Origin of the sequence: Cellulosilyticum lentocellum DSM 5427 (genome assembly GCF_000178835.2) — a bacterium.
In the GTDB taxonomy this organism is placed as follows: domain Bacteria; phylum Bacillota; class Clostridia; order Lachnospirales; family Cellulosilyticaceae; genus Cellulosilyticum; species Cellulosilyticum lentocellum.
Genome location: NC_015275.1, coordinates 94,326 through 113,533 on the forward strand (window position 1 = coordinate 94,326; position 19,208 = coordinate 113,533).

Consider the following 19,208-nt stretch of genomic DNA (forward strand, 5'->3'; position numbering starts at 1 on the left):
TTTTCATGATAGACAATGCCATAGAAAGGGTAGAATCTACTAAGTGAGATATGTATATAATAGATTCTTTTTATAGTAGACTAAATCATGAAATCCATGAGCTTTGAACAGTAATTTCCCAAGTGGAATTCATATAGGTAATAGTTGAATTATTGTAACCAATAGAGCCTAACCCACTACGCCATTTAGAGGCATTAAATGTGAAGGTGGAATCATTTTCAATAGGCGTATCTTCTATATTAATGAGGATGCCATTAGGAAAGTAGAGTTGGTCTTCTAAGATGTAGCCATCTTTTTTTAAGTCTTCAAAAGTAGAGTCTATAATTTCTAATTCATATACATTTTTAAGCTTTTCCAACAAAAGAGTTTTTTCATAAGAGGTAATATTACACATTTTAGTAGTATCTATTGCTAAGATAGAAATTTCGTCGTTAAGTCCAGGATCTTCTTCATAGAGTTTATTAATGATGGACATATAGGCATTCACGATACTGTCTTGATTTATAGATGTAATTGAAGTACTACTTGAAGTAGAAGGAAGTAAAGGTTTGGTTGCTTCAACTAAATCGTAAAATCCGGATTTATGAACATCTTCATTAGCATAAGGCTTAATAAGAGATAAAACCTGGTCAAGAGACGAATTACCTTTATAAGAAGAGTTTCTTAGAAGCATACTATATTCAGCTACAGCAGCAGCAAAAGTAATATTGGTGTTAGATTGTGTTAGTGAAGGCGAAAACTTAACAGAAAGTAAACGACTTTCATTAGAATCAGGAGCCTTATAACGAAGTTTGATAAGACCATATTCATCTGCTATGGGAATGGTAGTATCATCATAATAATCAACTACTTTAGATTTGTTGGTAGTGCTAGCATTAGGCGTAATTTCATATAATGCAGTGACATTATGACCGGCTCCAATTTCACCAGCATCTACAGAATCATTATCAAAATCCTCTTTATTAAGAAGCCTATTTTCATAGCCGATTAATCGATAAGATTCAACTTTATCTGGATTGAAATCAACTTGAATTTTAACATCTTTAGCGATAGTAAATAATGTACCTGTTAGTTGTTCACCTAATACCTTTTTTGCTTCTTGCAAAGAGTCAATATAAGCATAATTGCCATTACCATGATCAGCTAGACTTTCCATTTTATCATCTTTATAATTCCCCATACCTAATCCTAAAACAGATAAAAAAATCCCTTTTTCACGTTTTTTCTCAATAATTCTAATGAGATCAGATTCACTATTAGGACCGACATTAAAATCACCGTCAGTTGCTAAAATAACTCTGTTATTACCATCTTTAATAAAGTGTTTTTCAGCTAATTCATAGGCCATGGCAATTCCTTCAGCACCAGCAGTAGAACCACCGGCTTCAAGGGACTCTAAAGCTTCATTAATAAGAGACTCATCATTACCAGCTACACCATCTAGGACAACTCCAGAGGCTCCGGCATATACAACAATAGAAATGCAATCACTTTCCTTAAGATTAGAGGTTAAGATATTAAAGGATTTCTTTAATAAAGGTAGCTTATTGGTATCAGACATAGAACCGGATACATCTAGTAAGAAGACTAAGTTACTAGGTGGAACTTCATCAGGCTGTAGATGTTTCCCTTGTAGTCCAATAAGAAGAAGTTGGCTAGATTCATTCCAAGGACAAGGCATCATTTCTTGGGAAAGTGAAAATGGAATATTGTCTGTAGGTTCAGGATAGCTATAGTTAAAGTAATTTATAAGTTCCTCTGTACGAATAGCATCTACAGGAGGTAACTCTTGATTGGTAATAAACCGCCTAACGTTACTGTAGGAAGCTATATCTACATCGATAGAAAAGGTGGAGAATGTTTCATCTGTTGTTTTAATAAAAGGATTTTCTGTAAAGCTGTTATAGCTTTCAGAGTTAAAAACTATAGGAGCTGTTTCTTCGATATCAGCAGTTGCAGACTCAGCAGGTGCAAGATAAGATATAGAACCATTAGGAGGCTGGCTAGTAGCTGAATGAGAGGAGCAGCCTGTCAGAGAAAGACCTAGAAGTAGAGTAAGTAGTAAATAGGGGGATCTTTGAATATTATTTAGTTTCATAGAAATAATCACCTCTTTTATTAATTAACTTATGATATATTAGACGTAAGTAGACTGAGTATGTTCCGATTATTCTGAAAATATATAAATAAAATTTAAGGAAGTGATGTTTTTTAAATAGTGGTAAAGATACACTCTTTTAGAGAGAAGCCTTAGAATTGGTTGTTAAATAGGATAGGTTTAATTAGGGTATTTAGTGTAATATGAATAGCAATGCTTTTTTTGTAGCTATATACTGCATGAAAAATAAAAGCGATATTAAAAAAAAATAAATAAAGTTGTTGACAGGAGGAGCGGTTTGAGTTATTATATTACTTGTCGCTGGTAAAAGGCGAAAACAATTTTTGGCGGCGATGCGCTTAGAGGAAACACCCGTTCCCATTCCGAACACGATGGTTAAGCTCTAAACGGCCGATGGTACTTGTCGGGAGACTGACTGGGAGAGTAGGTGGCTGCCAAATTTTTAATTAAAAAAATGGTGATGATAGATTTACTTAGTCGGAACTAAGTAAAAGTAATCTCTCAAAAGCAGAGTTAATTATAAATGAATGCGGGTGTAGTTCAATGGTAGAACTTCAGCCTTCCAAGCTGACTACGTGGGTTCGATTCCCATCACCCGCTCTAACAAATAAAAAGCCATGAGGATATCTCATGGCTTTTTATTTTATGTAATAAGAAAACATCAATCCAAGCATTGCTTAAATAGGGTTTGCTGAGATTAGTAGTTATTTGGCTAGAGTATTGAAAGATTATTTATGAATAAAACAAAATTAAAAAACACGTCTTCAAAGGGTTCTTTAGAGACAAGTGAGGGCACGTTTCTTTTGAGTTTAGAGTTAAATTTTATATACCCACATTCATAAACATACCAAGTGAAGCTATTGAAGAGTAATATCTAGACATAAAAGATGAATTACCTGTCATTTGTTCAAGGGTAGAACAATAAAGAGTTTGGTTATATGTTTCTTTAAAATGCATTTCATATAAAGAAAGTTCACTAGACTTACCAATATCAATGGTTTTTAATGAAGATTTATTAACCTGGTTTGTAGAAAGCAGAGATTGTTTAAGAATATCAATTTTAGAAGTACCATTATTACTTTTATCATTGGAAGATCGATGAGAGCATTGGAGTTTGCTATAAGGTTTTTAGTAGCTTGAAAAGTATTCCATAGGTCAGGACTATTCATGGATCGATAATAATTGTATATGTTCATTATGTACACCTCCATTCAAATTGTAAAATTTAGTGTGATATAAAATAGGTAATCTTACTTTAACCTTACGATATATAATTGTTATATATCTGAAAATAGTAAATATTTTATACTGTACTTCAATATAATTTGATACAATAGAAAAAAAGGAGGGGATTGTTATTTTACAGGTTAATCATGTCACGAAAAAATACGGGAAACTTATTGCTAATAATGATTTAAGTTTTGAGATTGGTGATGGAGAGATTGGCATTCTATTAGGGCCTAATGGCGCAGGAAAATCTACACTTATTAAAGCAATTGCAGGATTACTAAGATTTACGGGCGAAATTTACATAGGAAATGAATTAAATAAAACCATTATAGCAAAAAGAAAAATAGGTTATATTCCAGAAATTCCATGTTTATATCCTCTTTTAACGGTGTGGGAGCACTTGGAGTTTATGGCAAGAGCATATAAACTTAATGATTGGGAAGAGTATGCAGAGTATTTATTAAAGCGTTTTGAGATAATGGATAAAAAGGATAAACTAAGCACGGAATTATCTAAAGGTATGCAGCAAAAAGTGAGCATATGTTGTGGTTTAGTACATAGACCAGAGGTGGTGATTTTTGATGAGCCTATGGTAGGATTAGATCCATATGCAATTAAAGAATTAAAACGACTCTTTTTAGAACTAAAGGAGGATAAAAGAACAATACTTATAAGCACACATATGATAGAAAGTATAGAAGACCATTGGGATATGGCTTATATAATGAAGAATGGTGAGTTTATAGCTAAAAGGCTAAAGGATGAATTAATTGGTGAGAGTTTAGAAGAGAGCTTTTTTGAAACCACTATAAAAGAGGAGTGAGCTTGATGAATATATTCTCTTATCTTTTTACAAAACAGTTAAAAAACTATATTTTAGATTTGATGAGACATCCAGTTAAGCTTGTGGGGACAGTTCTGATTGTTGCATTTATTGGGTTTAGTTTGTTTATTTCTTTTATAAAGCCGGTTGAATTAGATGTAAAAGTAAGAAATATTAAAGAATTAGAAATGATAATTACCCTGTTTTTTTTACTTATTTTCTATGTAGCAATTTATGATGGCATAGATAAAGGGACTACTTTTTTTAGATTATGTGATATTAATTTATTATTCACGGCTCCAGTTTCAGAAAAACAAGTTCTACTCTATGGACTAATAAAGCAAACAGCAACGAATCTATTTATAGGAGTAATTCTTGCCTTTCAAATGCCTCGGTTATTAACTAACTATGGTATTAGCTTAGGGCAGTGCCTTTTTATTCTATTAGGGTATCTTATTTTTCTAGGTGTATTACAAATTGTAAGTATGCTTCTATATATTTATATCAACGGAGATGTACGTAGAAAAAGCAAGGTAAAATGGATATTAGTAGGTTCCTTAGTCGCTTTAACAATAAGTGTTGTTTATCAGATCCAAGTAGGAGAAGAGCTGTGGTGGGCACTACAAAATATTAGTTTCCTATTAAGTCTTATTCCTTTAGGTGGTTGGAGTGGAGCAATTGTTGGTAAAATCTTATCAGGAAATTGGCAGGGAATACTTATTTATCTAGTACTATATGTAATAGTACTAGTTTGGATGCTCAAAGAGATATTTGCGGGAAAACTAGATTATTATGAGGAAGTCATTACTGCTACAGAACAAAGAGAGGCTTTACAGAAAAGTCTTAGAACAGGAAAATTCTTAGGAGATACAAGTACTAGGAAACATAGGCACTTAAAAAAATTAGGAATAGGGCATGGAAAAGGAGCTACAACTATTTTCTATAAGCACTTATTAGAAGGTAAGCGTAGTCGTAAGACATTTATTAATACAGGAACAATTATACAATGTTTAACTGCTATAGGGGCCGCTTATGTTTTAAAAAGGACCTTTCAGTTAGGTGAGAGTATATTATTTGTAAGTATTTTGATTTTCATGTTATATTTACAAGTATTACTTATGAGAGTGGAACGTTGGTCAATGGAATTACAATGCCATTATATTTATTTGTTACCTATTAGTGGATTTCAAAAGTTTATATTTTCAGCATTAGAAGGATGCATTAGATGTTTAGTAGAAAACGTGATTATTGTAGGTTTGGTAGGAATAATTCTAAAAATGCCAATTTCATTAATTGGCTTAGGTATTTTGTTAAGGGTATCTTTTGAGCTCTTTTTGATTGCTCTTAACTTGCTTTCGCAGAGATTAATAGGAAGCATTGCTAATAAAGGAATATTTTTTGTCTTATACTATCTTATTGCTGTTGCTATGCAAGTACCAGGCATACTTTTGGGTGGATATGTAGGGATAAGAACAGGTGGGGGATTGAGCAATATCAATAGCCTGTTGGAGATTGTTCTAGGCGTTGTGATCGTTTGGAATATGTTGGTTGCTTTGATTATTAGCTTTTTAGCTAATGGGGCATTTAATACAATGGAATTAAATGAGTAGATACCAGAGAAAAATAAATATGAAAACTGATAAAAGCGATTCTTTAATCTCATAAGATAGGAGATTGAAAAATCGCTTCTATTATATAAAGGCAGTTTGTGATAATGTATTTTTGTAGCTTAATAGCATCACTAAATTTTAATCAATAGAGATTAATGTGACTCAGCTACATTAGTTTCATTAGTGGTATATGTATTGGAAACAAGATTATTAACAAAATCCCAATCTACTATAAGATGCTTAATAACTTTGGTAGTAGAGTAATTATTTTTATCATTTAATACATGAGTACTAAGAGTCAGATAATTTAGCCCTCCATCTTTGGAACGGTAAAGTTCAGCGGATACATAGTTCACTTTTGCATTAGTAGAATTTAAACGAGAGTAAAGGAATAGAGCATTAGGGTCTTCTTCGATGCTTCTAGACACATCAGCTAAATTAAAATAAGCAAATTTAAAAGTAGTATCATATTTAGTTGCCCATGTGTTATCTTTTTCAACAAAGGGAATATCAATTTCAGAGTGAAAAATAACAGAAAAGCAAAAATAGAAGAGGATAATTTCACCGATCCATATAATCCAGAGAAAAATGCCTGTTATATTACTTCCTTTGGAAAGACCCCACGTTCCCACGCTGTTAACATAGCATATTGTTGACCAGAACTCAGAGGGATTTAAAAGAATATTTTTCATAGTAGAAAAGAAAGGCAGGGATTCACTAGAAGCAAATAGGTTGTAGATATACATAGCCCATTTGATGATAGTAACACCGATAAAACCAATTAAGATAGAAATAGTCCCGAAGATGGGTGAATGCATTTTTAAGACTTTGGCAACCTGACTTACAATACCACCTAGAATCATACCTGCCCCTACAGGTATTAAGAGATTCAAATAAATCAAAGGTATTTTATCCTCTAGCCATAAATAAGGCCAACTTAAAGCAGAACCTATAATTAAGGTGACTAATAAGACGGCTATAAAAGCCAGTGGTGAAAAGGTGTTTTTAACTTTATAATATTTTGTTTCCATTTAAAGCCCCCCAATAATATTTTATCTATTTAATAGTATCATGAGGATGCAAAAAAATCAAAATATTTAAAAATATTTTGATTTTTAGGGGAATATAGAGATTAAAGTAGAATATCTACATAAACACCTTTAAGTAGCTCGTATTCTGTACTAGTAAGTCGTACAGGAAGGGGCATAAGTTGCAGCACAGGATGTGCAATAGCATAAAGACGGTTACATTCTGTACAAGCTAAGGCATGAGGTGGAGAAGGTGGATAGATGTTATAAATATATCCCATACCTAAATCTATATCTTTAGGAGGATGAGCAGTGGTAATATCTAAAAGGATTTCAGCTAAAAGTTGCTCAGCAGTCTTCGGAGGATCTGGATAAGGAGATCTTGTTTTTATTGGTTTAGAAGGAGAGGATTCTTTGGATGAAGATATTATAGGACCAGTATCTTCGGTAGAGTTAACCATTTCAGTTGTCTTATTTATTATTTCAACTTTGTCTATTTCATTTATTGAATCTGCTTCAGGGTTTTCAATTACTTCTTCAGGAAAGCTTAAATAGGAAGTAGTTGAAGTGGGAAGAGCCGAATCATAAAGCTGCTTATTGATATCAGCTAATTCATTAGGGGTTAAATAAGTACGGCTAGAAAAATCTGTAGGAGGAACAAGTCCCTCAGCATGAGCCATAATATGATTACAGGTTTCGCAAGTTAATAGACCTAATTGCTTTAGCTTTTTTTCCCCTAGGAAGTTTGTAAGCTGTTGTAATTTATATTCAAAATGGGACATGATACAGAACCTCCTTAGTTATAATAATATATATATCGTACAATATTATAGGAAGTAAATAGGTATGTAGCATAAATATGAGTCATAATAATAAAAAAGTTTAATTAAATGAAATAATCAAATTATTATTTAGTTATTATACAAATTTAAAAAAGAAAATATATTAGAGTTGAAATATTAGGGAGTTAATAGTAAAATAACATATATATTAATGAGTTGTCGCCAAGTGGTAAGGCACCGGATTCTGATTCCGGCATTCGAAGGTTCGAATCCTTCCAGCTCAGCTAAAGATGGTCTATTAATGATAAAATTGATAGGCTATTTTTTATGCCGGAAAGGCCATGTTGAATGGATAAGAATTGATTATAAGATAAAACAAATAAATTTTAAAAAAGTTTAGGGAGTCCACTTTCTAGTTACATATAAAGTAATGTAAAAATAAAGTTTCAAGCCAGAGTCTTGAAGGCTTAGCTCCTAGTAGGGTGCACCGGCCAAGACTTTAAGAGCTCCTCACTCATTGGTTTAAGCTTTTACAGTTGCTAGCTAAAGCAGTATAAGAGGTTGTAATATACTGAGGAACTATATTATGCCCTTTTATAAGTTAGATACAAATGGAAAGGATATAAACCAAGAGCTGGAGAAATAGAAATGCCCTAGAAGTCTAATAGAACTTCTAGGGCATTTTTGCGTATTTTAGGCATTTAGTTTTCTATATTCAGAAGGGGTATAATTAACTTCTTTCTTAAAAGCTTTACTAAAATAGCTAATATCACTAAAACCTGTACGTTCGCAGATTTCTAAAATAGGGAGTTCCGTATCACGAAGTAAGGTAGTAGCAATTCTCATACGAAGTTGCATAAGGTAGCGATTGAGAGATATGTTTGTGTACTTCTTAAACTCTGATAATAAAGTTGTACGATTGGTGTTTAGTGTTTGAGTGAGCATAGAAATAGTAATCTTTTGGTCATAATGAGTTTGCAAATAATAAATAGTATCTAGGACTAACTGAGAACAGTGAGTACTAATACAACTAGCTTCTGTATAAGCAGTATTTTCTTCTGGTTTGATCAAAAAGAATAGAGTCTCTATAAGATAGGCTCTAGTCTTACAAGGCCAAAATGAAGAAGGTTGAATAGTGAGTTGCTCATTAATCCCTGATAATTTCTCTTGCAAGGTTAGTTTGTCAACAGTACTTAAAGAGAGAATTTTAGAGGTAATAGGGGTAGCCGTTTTAAAGTTATCTAAGTAAAATAGATCCTGTATTTCTGTAATAGATAAGCATTCAGGCTCATTACAACTGTTTAAGGTAAAACGTTCATTAATAACGCTGGGTTTAAAAAATACTACAGTAAACGTTTCCAGAGCAGTTTTAGAAATATTAATAGAATCTTTCTCATTAAGACAAAGCATGTAAGGACCTACTAGAATGAATTCACGGCCATTAAGCACAATATGATTCATACCTGCATCTAAGAATATAAGTTTATAATAGTCATTAGCTAGGTCTAATTTGAGATCTGCTAAGTCGTAAGATACACTTATGGGCATAGTATAATCTAAGTAATAGTTAAAGCCAATAGTAGATAAGTTCATAATGTTTCACTCTCCACTTTTATTATTTAGGTATACTATATTTTATATAATTCTTTAAGCAATGTAAATAAAATTGGGACAATTAGGCTTTTTAAAATAATTATTTATGAAAATAAAGTATTAATTATTGATAAATATGATTATTTAAAATACGGTATATATTAAGCGAGTTGGTTGGCAAATCATCTTTAGAAATAGTAAGTACATTATCAAATTCCTGGATTTTACCATAATTTTGCTCGAAAATAGGTAACGCATCATCAGTGTAGTGAGTAGGGATAATAATAGTCGGTTGAAGTTGCTCCATAAGCTTAAAGCCCTTTTCATTTTCTAAACTCATATCAGAATAACTGTTATCAAACTGCATGAAAGCGATGTCTACATGCCCTAAAGCTTTCAGTTGTTCATCAGTAAGAGTTGTTTGACCAATATCACCCATGTGAACAATACGAAGACCATCTACATCAGCTACTGTAAGAACATTTGATGGGAAATCGTCAATAGTATCTCCGGAGTGAGAAGAAGCAATGGTAAAAATCTTAAAAGATGTAGTATCTAAGCTAGTTACTTCACTTGTGAAATGAGGGCAATCATTACTCTTAGTAAAATAAGAATCTGTATGATCTGGATGGCTGTGTGTGCTAATAATAGCTGCAGGTTTGATGTCAACTACATCTTTAGGTGGCATAGAAGTAGGGTCTAAGACAATAGACTCACCATTAGTTGAAGTAATAATATAAGAGTTATAAGGATAAGTAGAACTACCAGACACCGTTTGGATTTGTACTTTACCAGAGGTATTTTCAACTAATGGAAGAACAAGGGCAGGTTCTGACTCAATCGGTTCTTCAGAGTTAGCAGGAGCAGAGGCTTCTGGAGAAGCAGTAGCTTCTGCGGGAGTAGATGCAGGAGTTGAAGCTGAACCGGTATTAGAACATCCTGCTAAACAAAGTGTTAGAGAGAGTAAGATAAAACTTAATTTTTTTTTCATTGTAAAGTCTCCTTAAAAGAAATAATTTTTTGATAGTTTTACTTTAAACTTAAAAGGAGATTTATTGTATGAAAAATACTCAATGATATTTGTAAAATCATAAATAAATAGTTGGGAAATGTTTAAAAATAAATATAAAAAAGTAAAAAAAGGTGTTGACCTAAGTCAAAAGGTGTATTATAATGATTAAGCAATAAGTCATTATGGCTTATATGCCCGAGTGGCGGAACTGGCAGACGCACAGGACTTAAAATCCTGCGAGCTAACCCTCGTACCGGTTCGATTCCGGTCTCGGGCATACAATTTAATATGGAGAGATGGTCGAGTTGGTTTAAGGCACCGGTCTTGAAAACCGGCGAGGGTAACACCTCCCTGGGTTCGAATCCCAGTCTCTCCGTTTGATGAAAGAAGCATTTATAGCCGAATGGGTTTATAGATGCTTCTTTTTTGTCCAAATATAAACCACACATTTATAGAGTATAAGTTAAAATTCATACTAATAAGCTAGATAGAAAATGGATGTACAAGAATGAACATTCTAATAAATCTGTTTAAATGTTATAGTATTAGGGAGATAACTGTAGTAGGCTAATCTACAGAGTAAATGGATAAGAAGATAAAGGTAGGAAAAGACCATGCAATCTTTTTTTAACAAAGTAATGAAGTGGTTATTGGTTTTGACTATAATCATGCAAGGTATAGCTTATGCCAATATAGATGATACAGAAGAAAATCTGTTGATTACGATGAAAACAGATAGCCCGATAGGTGATTTTTCATGGAGTCAAGAAGGTCTTAAAGAAGTCGAAAAGATTATTAAGAGCTGTGGTAGTGGTGTATCGGTATTTTATAAAGATATACAATCTGGATATACATATACATATAATGAAAATCAAAAATACTTTATAGCAAGTATTATTAAAGCGCCTTACTGCATGTATATTTATGATTTAGCATCTCAAGGAAAGTGTGATTTAAATAAGGTTTATACTTATGCGGCTAGACATAAAACTGATGGTACAGGAAAAATACAAGAAATGAAAATAGGAAAGACATTTACTTTAAGACAACTTCTAGAATATGCTATTAAGTATAGTGATAATGTAGCCATGAGTATTATTAGAGAAAACTTTCCGGTACCCGGTTATAAGGAATATGCTAAAAAACTAGGATTAAAGCATCCGGAAGATATTAAATATGCAACCAATGGAGATATACTTGTTTCTGAAGCAGGTGTTTATATAGAAGCTATTTATAATTTCATAAAGACAAATTCGTATGGGGCTGAGCTAAGGAAACTTATGTTATCAACTACTAATCCCATGATTATATCTAAGTATCCGGTAGTAAGAAAATATGGTTGGGCGGATCAATCTTTTCATGATATGGCTATTGTTGAGGCACCTAGACCATATTTACTTTGTATTTTAACGAATCATGATGGTGACTTTGCAAGTTTTAAAAAGATTAGTCAAGTTATAGAAAAACAAGTACTTAATAATAACCTGGAGGCTACACCATCACCCTATGAAATAAATGTTAATAATGAAAAGAAAGATATAGTAGGTTATGACATTGAAGGGAGTACTTATTTAAGTATAAGAGAAGTGGCTAGGGCTATAAATGATACAGCATCTCGTTTTTCTGTAATTTGGGATGAAAGTAAACAAGCAATTGTAATGAATTTAGGAGAAACATATAAATCATCAGAAGAAATAATGCATCATAAAACTTCGCAACAAGCTATTGCAACTCAATCTAAAGTATATATTAATGGCGAAGAGATTATGTTACCAACCTATAAGATTAATGGAATTACTTATTTTAAATTAAGAGACTTAGGAGACTTACTCCGTATTCAAATTAATTGGATAAAACAAGAGAATTGTATTAGTATAATAGGTTAATAATCTTCACAGAAAAATTATATTTTCAACACATAAACAACACAATGGGGGCGTAGTATACAAAGTGTAAAACTTCTTATTTAACCCTCAATAATATAAAGAAAAGGTCTTCTTGGCGTCACCCCACGGCAAAGAGAAGGCCTTTTCGTTTTGTGGAAACTATGGGTTAACAAGTGACATTCGTAAATATTAATTATACCTAAATATTACTTAGATATGAGGATTTATAAGTATAATAGGATAAGATAAAAAACATATATAGATTAAGATGATATTAATAAGTTATTTCAGCAAAGCTAAAAAGGAGGTTGTGTAAGTGGAACAAGTTTCGGTAATTCAAGTTACTCATTTATCTAAGGTTTTTACAAGAACTGTAAAAGAGGAGGAAGAAGAAAAAAAGAGTATTAAAAGTTTAGGAAAGCTTAAAACTAAAACAGAAGACTTCTTAGCTGTCAATGACATTAATTTTTCTGCTTATCAAGGGGAGGTTTATGGCATATTGGGGCCTAATGGTGCAGGGAAAACCACTTTGCTTAGGATGTTAGGAGGAATTTTAACACCTACTTTAGGAGCTATTAAGGTTATGGAATATGATTATGAGACTCAGAGAGAATTAGCTAAAAAGAAGATAGGCTATTTATCAGGTAATACAAAGCTTTATGGGCGCTTATCGCCACGAGAGTTGTTTAGAACCTTTGGGGAACTCTATGAAATGAGCAAAGAAGAAATAGAAAATGCTATTAATGAAGTGACAAATATTATGAACTTACATAGTTTCTTAGATAATCGTATAGAGAACTTATCAACGGGTCAAACACAGAGGGTTTCTATAGCAAGATGCTTATTACATTCTCCGGAAGTTTATATTTTTGATGAGCCTACTTTGGGATTAGATGTCTTAAGCAGCAAGGATATCATTGAGTTTATGAAAGGGGAAAGAGCAAAGGGGAAAACAGTCTTATATTCTACTCACTATATGGAAGAAGCAGAAACGCTGTGTGATCGTATTTTAATGCTTCATGAAGGTCAAATTATAGCAGAAGGTACACCAGACACTCTAAAACAGCAAACAGATGCAAGTAACTTAAGAGACGTATTTATTCACTTTGCTAAGGAAAGAGGGGTGTTAGCATGAGAGCGCATATTGTTAAAAGTATCTTTAAGAAGGAATTGATAGATATACTAAGAGATAAGAAAACGCTGTTTATGACGGTGATTTTACCTATTCTTCTTTATCCTATTTTGATTATTTTAATGATGTATATCATGAATGCTTCTAGCACAAGCATGGCACAAAAGGAATTAGCTATAGCTTTTAGCGAAGTGCCTAATAGTAGGGTTATGGAGAAAATAGAGGCTCTGACCAAAGAAGACGGTAAGCTTAAAATAGTAGAGGTGACGGATTACAAAAAAGCAATAGAAGATAAGAAGATATCAGCTTATGTAGAAGTGATACAGTCTGATAAAGATGTGGACTACAAAATTTATGTAAATTCTTCGATTGAGGATGATAATGAGGCAGCTGATAGAATAAAAACGATTTTAAGAGAATATAAAGAGGAGTTAGTCAAAGAAGGTATTATAGCGGCAGGGCTAGATGCAAAAGAGATTTTAGAGCCTATAAATTATGAAGTTGTGGATGTGGCAGAAAAAGAGCAGGTTGTAGGGTATTTTCTGGGGACAATCTTGCCGTTTATTTTAATAGTAGGTATTCTCTCGGGAGCAGTATATCCAGCCATAGATATTATGGCAGGAGAAAAGGAGAGAGGAACTTTAGAAACTTTATTAACCTTACCCATTACTAATTTAGAATTAGTGATAGGTAAATATTTAGCAGTGGCATTAAGTACAATTGTTACGGCTTTACTAAGTGTACTGTCTATTTTGTTCAGTATGGTATTTATTTTTTTAAGTAATAAAGAAATGATGGCAGCTAATGAGTTTAATTTTGATGTAAGTCAGCTGGCCATGCCATTAGTTATCACTTTGGTTTGTCTTATTATTTTCTCCATGATTATTGCTGCTGTTAGTATGTGTGTATGTTCTCTAGCAAAAAGCTTTAAAGAAGCTCAGAATGCTACAACACCGATTATGCTTATTGGAATGATTTTATCTTATAGTTCAATGATTCCTAACGTAGAGTTAAATAGCGTAACGGCTAACATTCCGGTAGTTAATGTGGTGCTTTTGATTAAAAGTGTATTGACCTTTAGATACAATGTTTCCTTGATGGCAATGGTAATGATCTCAAATGTAGTTTTTGTAATGTTGTCGGTGTGGTTACTTTCTAAACTTTTTAACTCAGAAGAAGTATTATTTGGAAACGGTAAAGGCTTTTCTTTCTTGGAAAAAAGATCTAATATTAAGAAAGGAACAATGCCTACGATAAGTGATGGTATTATGGTATATGGAGTAGCATTATTACTGTTGCTGTATGTAGGATCATATATACAATTAAAGTTTGGACTTCCAGGATTATTAGGCAATCAGATTATTTTTGTTATACTACCTGTTCTTTTGTCTATTTATATTAAGACAGATTTGAAAAAAGTTTATTCATTAAATATACCTAGTATAAAAAGTGTATTAGGAGCTGTAAGCCTTTGGGCAGGTATTTTTATTATAATGAATTTAATAAGTGCATTACTGATTTTTTTATTTCCTCAAAATCAAGAGGTGGCAGAAGGCTTAAGTGAAATAATAGTAATGAAGGAGCATTTTATTCTTAATTTACTTATTGTAGCAGTGGCACCTGCTATAGGTGAAGAAATTTTATTTAGAGGATTTATCTTTAGTTCATTTAAGGGGGAAAAATCTTATAAGAGGGCTATTATCGTAAGTGGTGTATTATTTGGCTTGATGCATATAGACTTTATTAGAATTATCCCTACCACCTGCCTCGGCATTGTTATCGCTTATGCAGTTTATAAATCTGGATCTATTTTTGTGGGTATGTTAATGCATTTCTTGAACAATGGTTTACTAGTAGCGAGCCAACATTTTGAAAATGGCATGGTAGCAGAGGTTTTCAAGTATTTAGAGATAGATTTTGGTGCATTACAAGTAAGTAATTTGCTAATCTTAATAGGAACGAGCTTAGCGCTAATCGTTATAGGTGTAGCACTGCTTAAATGGAGAAAACAAGAATTATCACATAAAGAATCACCAGTAGCTTAGTGGGTTAAGAATTTACCTATGATAGGTCCGGCTTCAGTAGCAGCTTTTAGGTCATTTTGATAATAAAGCTGAAAATAGTCTAAAGGAGAGATTCCTAGCTGGAGGGTAGGATAAGCTCCTAAATGCCATAAAGGATGATGGGTGACATCAAAAACATAGTTACAAGTAGCTAAATAAAGAGGCTTCCCATTTTGGCCGTTATAATCATATAGGAGTTCTTCCTTGGTAAAAATACGGTAAGAAGTGGGAAGCTTAGTTTTTAGGTAATTAAGCTCATCTAAGAAAAGAGTTAATAAGCTATAGTCTTTTAATTCGGCTAATAATTCCTCTATTTGAGAAATTTCTTCCTTTAAGTGAGTGAGATTGTGATGTATATGCATAGAGATAAACCTCCTCTATAGGGTTATGTTTTATAAGAGTATATTCCATAAATTGTAAAAAGATTATGGGAATCTCATTAAAAGATTGAATTAAATACTGAATTGTGCAATAATTCTTAGTGTAGACAGGCTTAATTAAGGGGAAATGGCCTTATATGAGGAGGAGTGGGGATGAATTGTACACAGTGTGGTGCACCAATAAGAGACGACAGTGGTTTTTGTGACCAATGTGGTGCAAGAGTAGAACGCATGATTGAGAAGGATGAAGAAAGAGAACCAATCGAGCAGGAGATAGAATCTAAGCAAGGACTAGATTCTACTACAGTTATTAATATAAGCGAGGAACTAATAAGAGAAGCTGAGGAAAAGCTGAAAAGCGACCAACTTTTAAAGCAAGTAGCAGCTGAAAGGGCAGCTAGACTAGAAAAGCAAGCGGAAGCACAACGCCTAGAGGATATGCAAAGGCAAGCATTAGAAGTGGCTAAGGCAAAAAAAAATAATACTAGAAGAGTTCAAGAAGAGACACTCTCTAGAAGGACACCAGTTAGTAGAAGAAAGAGCAGAGAAATTGAGGAGGTACCTCATTCACTTTTGGGACTAGTGAAGATTTTGGTCAGAAATCCATTATTAGGTATAGATGAATTAGAGTTATACGCTGATAATAGGCGGACGATACAGGGTGTTATAGCGTTTGTTTTAGTAGGTTCAGCGATAACAGCCATTAGCTTTAATACAATTATAGCTAAGATTGTAAGTGGGCTTATTGGTTTGTTTGGTAATTTTCTTTTACTTTTGGGAAGTGCCTACATTAGTGCATCTGATTCTGCTGCATTAGTGGAGGATATTATAGAAATGCCATTCGTTCAGGATTCAGGATTACAAATTATTTTATATCCTATATTGTCGCATTTGATTTTAATTAGCTTAATTTGCATATTTGTAGTAGGCATTTTTAGAATCATTATAAAAGAGGGGATAGAACTCATAGATTGTCTGAGGTTGATGCTAACACCACTTGCTATTTTGCTAATAGGTAAAATAGGAGTGCTCTTATTAGGCTTTATAAGTGGGACGCTGGCTGCCTATTTTTATGTACTTATGATGTTTACAGTAGTAGTCATTACTATACTTCAATTTATTAACTTCTTTGGTAAGTCAGCTCTAATCATTTATAGTATGCCGCTTATTTACCTGATTAGTGCATTAATTAGAAATGGTATTATATTACAGATTATAAAGATGAGTATGGCCAGGTATGCGTTATACTTCTGATAGAATAAAAGAGCTGCTGTAAATAATATAGGAAGTGTGCTTGAAATGAAATACATAGATAAAACTTGGGATGATGAAGCAAAGACTGTAAGTTTTAGTAATAATTAATCATTACAATAGTTAAGGATGGTTTTAAGTTGAAGGAAGTATTCTTAATGCAAGAAAAACATAGAGAAAAGGCCACTCAATACCTTATAGAGTATTGAATGGCCTTATTTTTATCGAATAGGAATATGAAATGTTCCTTTTTTTAGTTTGTGAAACTAATTGACGACATAGCAACTTAGCAGTATAATATGCCATATAATAAATATATCTTAAATTTCATAATAACATATAATTATTAAAAAGTCAATAGTTAAATTAAAAAGGAGAGGGAATAATGGATAAATTCATATCTAGGTTGCCTGCACTTGCTGGAGAACAAAAAGGAGAAATTGTGGATTGCAATGATAAAACACAAGCGTATCATCTTGCTTTAAGTGAAAAAGATGCAGAAATGCTCATTGCTACTAAAAATGAAGTCCTGCGTAAAAACAGTCGTGTAGAGTTTGGCGGTAGTGTAATTAGCAAGCTCATCTTAGGTTTTTATGATTCACCATATATTTCTCAACATAACTATGTAGAGACCATAGATGATTTAATAGAGACTTTTTATTATTATAAAAATGAAACACTAGATGAGATTTCAGATGATGATTTAATTCAATTGATGAGAGAATTATTTGACAAACGTTGTTACGGCTCCATTGAACTATTACAAAACAGGGAATTAGGACGCATTTCTCATAATGTTAAGTATGGTATATGGGATTTTGATAAAGTTCAAGCTTTAGAACCAGGGGAGGAAGATGAGGATTATGAGTAAAGCTAAGAGTATGGAATTAGAAAAAACGATTAATTTACTTAAAGCTCAATTTAATCCTAGGCATTTCTTTGAAGAGCTACTAGAAGTTTTATTAAAAAAGGAGGTACTTAACAAATCGGAATTTGAAGTGGTTCAGCATCAATTATTGGAACTTTTAGCTAAGCAAGTAAGGCATTTTAATAAAGACAGTAGTAGTTCAATTAAAGTTGAAGTAGCGGAAGCGTTAATGGATTCTATTTATTACACCTTAAGTATCTATTTCAAAAACCTAGAAGACTTAGGACCTAGTGTTGATTTAATAAAGTCTAAGAGGATAGATGTATTATTCAATGAAGGAAAAATGTTAATCGATGAAAAAGTACAGAAGGCTAAAATGTTATTGGAAGGTGTACAAAAAACCAAGCTTATAACAGCCAACTATGCCTATAATGATACGATTGACTATGGTTTACCTTTGTTCTTTAAAGCCTATGATCAAGACTTTGCAGCCCAAGATTCACCTGGTTCTATTGATTATTTTCTAAGCTATACTGAAAGGCAAGAAATTGTAGCAGATGGAGTTGAGTATCTGGAAAAATATTTAAGCTATCTTTATTTAGAAAATGTATTTTGTAGTTACTTTGATAATGAAGAGATAGAAGCGATTTTATATAGCTATGATAAGGATTATGAACATTTGCTATTCAATATTTTTGATTGTGTGCTTATGAATTCCCTGGGAAATATTTTACTAAATAATAAGGCGGGGAATCTTATTCTTAAAGAAGGGGAAGTAAAGTTATTGCAAGAGCAGCTTGAACCTTATAATTTAGAGGAGTTAGAGCGGATATTAAAAATGGCAGTAATGCAGCTTTGTGAAGCGTTTCATATAGAGGAAACATCTTTACTAAGTTATATTTATAGGGCGATTTCAAAAACAAGTATTGAGCTTAAACAAAAACTTGAACTTCAACAAGTACAACATATATTTTTACCATATCGTCCAAAACAAGCTCAAACTTACTATATAGACGGCGAAAAGATGCCAAATGAAAACTTTAAGGAGCTAACAGATGGAATTCGCCAGTGTAGTAAGGTAGAAGATAAAGTAGAATTGATTAAAGAGCACATACACAGTATGTATGACTTGATTGATGTACTTGATGCAGAGTGTCTATTTGAAGAGGAATACCTTAGAGTGTTTGAAGCATTAACCATAATGGAGATTAATTTATTAGTAAATAGTGAATCAGAGCTATGGGAGAAAGAAGAAGAGTTAGGTCCAGTGCAAGTAGGGAGTTTGAAAGATACGATTCGAACGCTCATGGAATATCAAACAATAAAAGATGAGCAAGCAGAGGATAAAAAGGAATGGCAACATTGGCTGCTAATTTATCTTAGGCAGCATTCACAAAAATAATTTCAAAAAAACTTATTGACCTTAACGTG

The 19,208-nt window shown here is 32.7% G+C and carries 14 protein-coding genes, 4 tRNA genes and 1 rRNA gene; 13 read left to right on the forward strand and 6 right to left on the reverse strand.

The features are described from left to right. Positions 1 to 85: 85 nt before the first annotated feature. The gene (locus tag CLOLE_RS00425; protein WP_013655122.1) at positions 86 to 2,098 is read right to left on the reverse strand and encodes a vWA domain-containing protein; all 2,013 of its coding nucleotides are present in this window, start codon (positions 2,096 to 2,098) and stop codon (positions 86 to 88) included. Positions 2,099 to 2,441: 343 nt separating this feature from the next. On the opposite strand from CLOLE_RS00425, the gene rrf reads away from it, so the two are divergent. From rrf to CLOLE_RS00450, 4 genes are all read left to right on the forward strand, one after another. Then, positions 2,442 to 2,559, forward strand: a 5S ribosomal RNA gene (gene rrf / locus CLOLE_RS00430). A gap of 89 nt (positions 2,560 to 2,648) precedes the next feature. Continuing rightward, positions 2,649 to 2,719: transfer RNA gene (locus CLOLE_RS00435), tRNA-Gly, on the forward strand. Between the two features lie 757 nt (positions 2,720 to 3,476). Then, entirely contained in the window at positions 3,477 to 4,172 is a 696-nt protein-coding gene (locus tag CLOLE_RS00445) for an ABC transporter ATP-binding protein (protein WP_013655123.1), read from the forward strand. Positions 4,173 to 4,177: 5 nt separating this feature from the next. Beyond that, positions 4,178 to 5,782, forward strand: a complete 1,605-nt coding sequence (locus CLOLE_RS00450; RefSeq protein ID WP_013655124.1) for a putative ABC exporter domain-containing protein — start codon at positions 4,178 to 4,180, stop codon at positions 5,780 to 5,782. Between the two features lie 152 nt (positions 5,783 to 5,934). Here CLOLE_RS00450 and CLOLE_RS00455 read toward each other — a convergent pair whose 3' ends face one another. Together CLOLE_RS00455 and CLOLE_RS00460 are read right to left on the reverse strand one after the other, a co-directional pair. After that, positions 5,935 to 6,813: a hypothetical protein gene (locus CLOLE_RS00455; protein WP_013655125.1), complete on the reverse strand. Its 879-nt coding sequence runs from the start codon at positions 6,811 to 6,813 to the stop codon at positions 5,935 to 5,937. Between the two features lie 101 nt (positions 6,814 to 6,914). Then, entirely contained in the window at positions 6,915 to 7,592 is a 678-nt protein-coding gene (locus CLOLE_RS00460) for a hypothetical protein (protein ID WP_013655126.1), read from the reverse strand. A gap of 212 nt (positions 7,593 to 7,804) precedes the next feature. Between CLOLE_RS00460 and CLOLE_RS00465 the strand changes: the two genes are divergently transcribed. Beyond that, positions 7,805 to 7,876 (forward strand) — tRNA-Gln (locus tag CLOLE_RS00465). Positions 7,877 to 8,285: 409 nt separating this feature from the next. On the opposite strand, the gene CLOLE_RS21445 is transcribed toward CLOLE_RS00465, so the two are convergent. Both CLOLE_RS21445 and CLOLE_RS00475 read right to left on the reverse strand, forming a co-directional pair. Then, positions 8,286 to 9,185, reverse strand: coding sequence for a helix-turn-helix transcriptional regulator (locus CLOLE_RS21445; RefSeq protein ID WP_013655127.1), 900 nt, complete (start codon positions 9,183 to 9,185; stop codon positions 8,286 to 8,288). Between the two features lie 124 nt (positions 9,186 to 9,309). Then, positions 9,310 to 10,176 (reverse strand): MBL fold metallo-hydrolase, encoded by an 867-nt coding sequence (locus CLOLE_RS00475; protein WP_013655128.1) that lies wholly within the window; start codon positions 10,174 to 10,176, stop codon positions 9,310 to 9,312. 214 nt (positions 10,177 to 10,390) lie between these two features. Here CLOLE_RS00475 and CLOLE_RS00480 point away from each other — a divergent pair. From CLOLE_RS00480 to CLOLE_RS00500, 5 genes are all read left to right on the forward strand, one after another. Then, positions 10,391 to 10,474 (forward strand) — tRNA-Leu (locus CLOLE_RS00480). Between the two features lie 13 nt (positions 10,475 to 10,487). After that, positions 10,488 to 10,573: transfer RNA gene (locus CLOLE_RS00485), tRNA-Ser, on the forward strand. A gap of 262 nt (positions 10,574 to 10,835) precedes the next feature. After that, complete coding sequence (locus CLOLE_RS00490; protein ID WP_162145050.1) at positions 10,836 to 12,083, forward strand: serine hydrolase; 1,248 nt, start codon at positions 10,836 to 10,838, stop codon at positions 12,081 to 12,083. A 316-nt stretch (positions 12,084 to 12,399) separates the two neighbouring features. Beyond that, the gene (locus tag CLOLE_RS00495; RefSeq protein WP_013655130.1) at positions 12,400 to 13,218 is read left to right on the forward strand and encodes an ABC transporter ATP-binding protein; all 819 of its coding nucleotides are present in this window, start codon (positions 12,400 to 12,402) and stop codon (positions 13,216 to 13,218) included. Beyond that, positions 13,215 to 15,260: an ABC transporter permease subunit/CPBP intramembrane protease gene (locus CLOLE_RS00500; RefSeq protein ID WP_013655131.1), complete on the forward strand. Its 2,046-nt coding sequence runs from the start codon at positions 13,215 to 13,217 to the stop codon at positions 15,258 to 15,260. Before CLOLE_RS00495 ends, CLOLE_RS00500 begins: the two co-directional genes overlap by 4 nt. Here the strand turns inward: CLOLE_RS00500 and CLOLE_RS00505 are convergent. Then, on the reverse strand, positions 15,257 to 15,640 hold the full coding sequence (locus CLOLE_RS00505; protein ID WP_013655132.1) for a cytochrome b5-like heme/steroid binding domain-containing protein: 384 nt from the start codon (positions 15,638 to 15,640) through the stop codon (positions 15,257 to 15,259). The genes CLOLE_RS00500 and CLOLE_RS00505 overlap by 4 nt on opposite strands. Positions 15,641 to 15,811: 171 nt before the next feature. Between CLOLE_RS00505 and CLOLE_RS00510 the strand changes: the two genes are divergently transcribed. The 3 genes from CLOLE_RS00510 to CLOLE_RS00520 all read left to right on the forward strand — a co-directional run bounded on the left by CLOLE_RS00510 (position 15,812) and on the right by CLOLE_RS00520 (position 19,179). Beyond that, positions 15,812 to 16,912, forward strand: coding sequence for a zinc-ribbon domain-containing protein (locus CLOLE_RS00510; RefSeq protein ID WP_013655133.1), 1,101 nt, complete (start codon positions 15,812 to 15,814; stop codon positions 16,910 to 16,912). 382 nt (positions 16,913 to 17,294) lie between these two features. Then, positions 17,295 to 17,780 (forward strand): DUF6323 family protein, encoded by a 486-nt coding sequence (locus CLOLE_RS00515; RefSeq protein WP_013655134.1) that lies wholly within the window; start codon positions 17,295 to 17,297, stop codon positions 17,778 to 17,780. Next, on the forward strand, positions 17,773 to 19,179 hold the full coding sequence (locus tag CLOLE_RS00520) for a DUF6179 domain-containing protein (RefSeq protein ID WP_013655135.1): 1,407 nt from the start codon (positions 17,773 to 17,775) through the stop codon (positions 19,177 to 19,179). Before CLOLE_RS00515 ends, CLOLE_RS00520 begins: the two co-directional genes overlap by 8 nt. Positions 19,180 to 19,208: the final 29 nt, after the last annotated feature.

Bases quoted from the DNA above. Each gene is read 5' to 3' on its own strand.
- CLOLE_RS00425 (WP_013655122.1), bottom strand. From the start codon at position 2,098: ATGAAACTAAATAATATTCAAAGATCCCCCTATTTACTACTTACTCTA.
- CLOLE_RS00450 (WP_013655124.1), top strand. From the start codon at position 4,178: ATGAATATATTCTCTTATCTTTTTACAAAACAGTTAAAAAACTATATT.
- CLOLE_RS00455 (WP_013655125.1), bottom strand. From the start codon at position 6,813: ATGGAAACAAAATATTATAAAGTTAAAAACACCTTTTCACCACTGGCT.
- CLOLE_RS00460 (WP_013655126.1), bottom strand. From the start codon at position 7,592: ATGTCCCATTTTGAATATAAATTACAACAGCTTACAAACTTCCTAGGG.
- CLOLE_RS21445 (WP_013655127.1), bottom strand. From the start codon at position 9,185: ATGAACTTATCTACTATTGGCTTTAACTATTACTTAGATTATACTATG.
- CLOLE_RS00475 (WP_013655128.1), bottom strand. From the start codon at position 10,176: ATGAAAAAAAAATTAAGTTTTATCTTACTCTCTCTAACACTTTGTTTA.
- CLOLE_RS00490 (WP_162145050.1), top strand. From the start codon at position 10,836: ATGAAGTGGTTATTGGTTTTGACTATAATCATGCAAGGTATAGCTTAT.
- CLOLE_RS00500 (WP_013655131.1), top strand. From the start codon at position 13,215: ATGAGAGCGCATATTGTTAAAAGTATCTTTAAGAAGGAATTGATAGAT.
- CLOLE_RS00505 (WP_013655132.1), bottom strand. From the start codon at position 15,640: ATGCATATACATCACAATCTCACTCACTTAAAGGAAGAAATTTCTCAA.
- CLOLE_RS00510 (WP_013655133.1), top strand. From the start codon at position 15,812: ATGAATTGTACACAGTGTGGTGCACCAATAAGAGACGACAGTGGTTTT.
- CLOLE_RS00515 (WP_013655134.1), top strand. From the start codon at position 17,295: ATGGATAAATTCATATCTAGGTTGCCTGCACTTGCTGGAGAACAAAAA.
- CLOLE_RS00520 (WP_013655135.1), top strand. From the start codon at position 17,773: ATGAGTAAAGCTAAGAGTATGGAATTAGAAAAAACGATTAATTTACTT.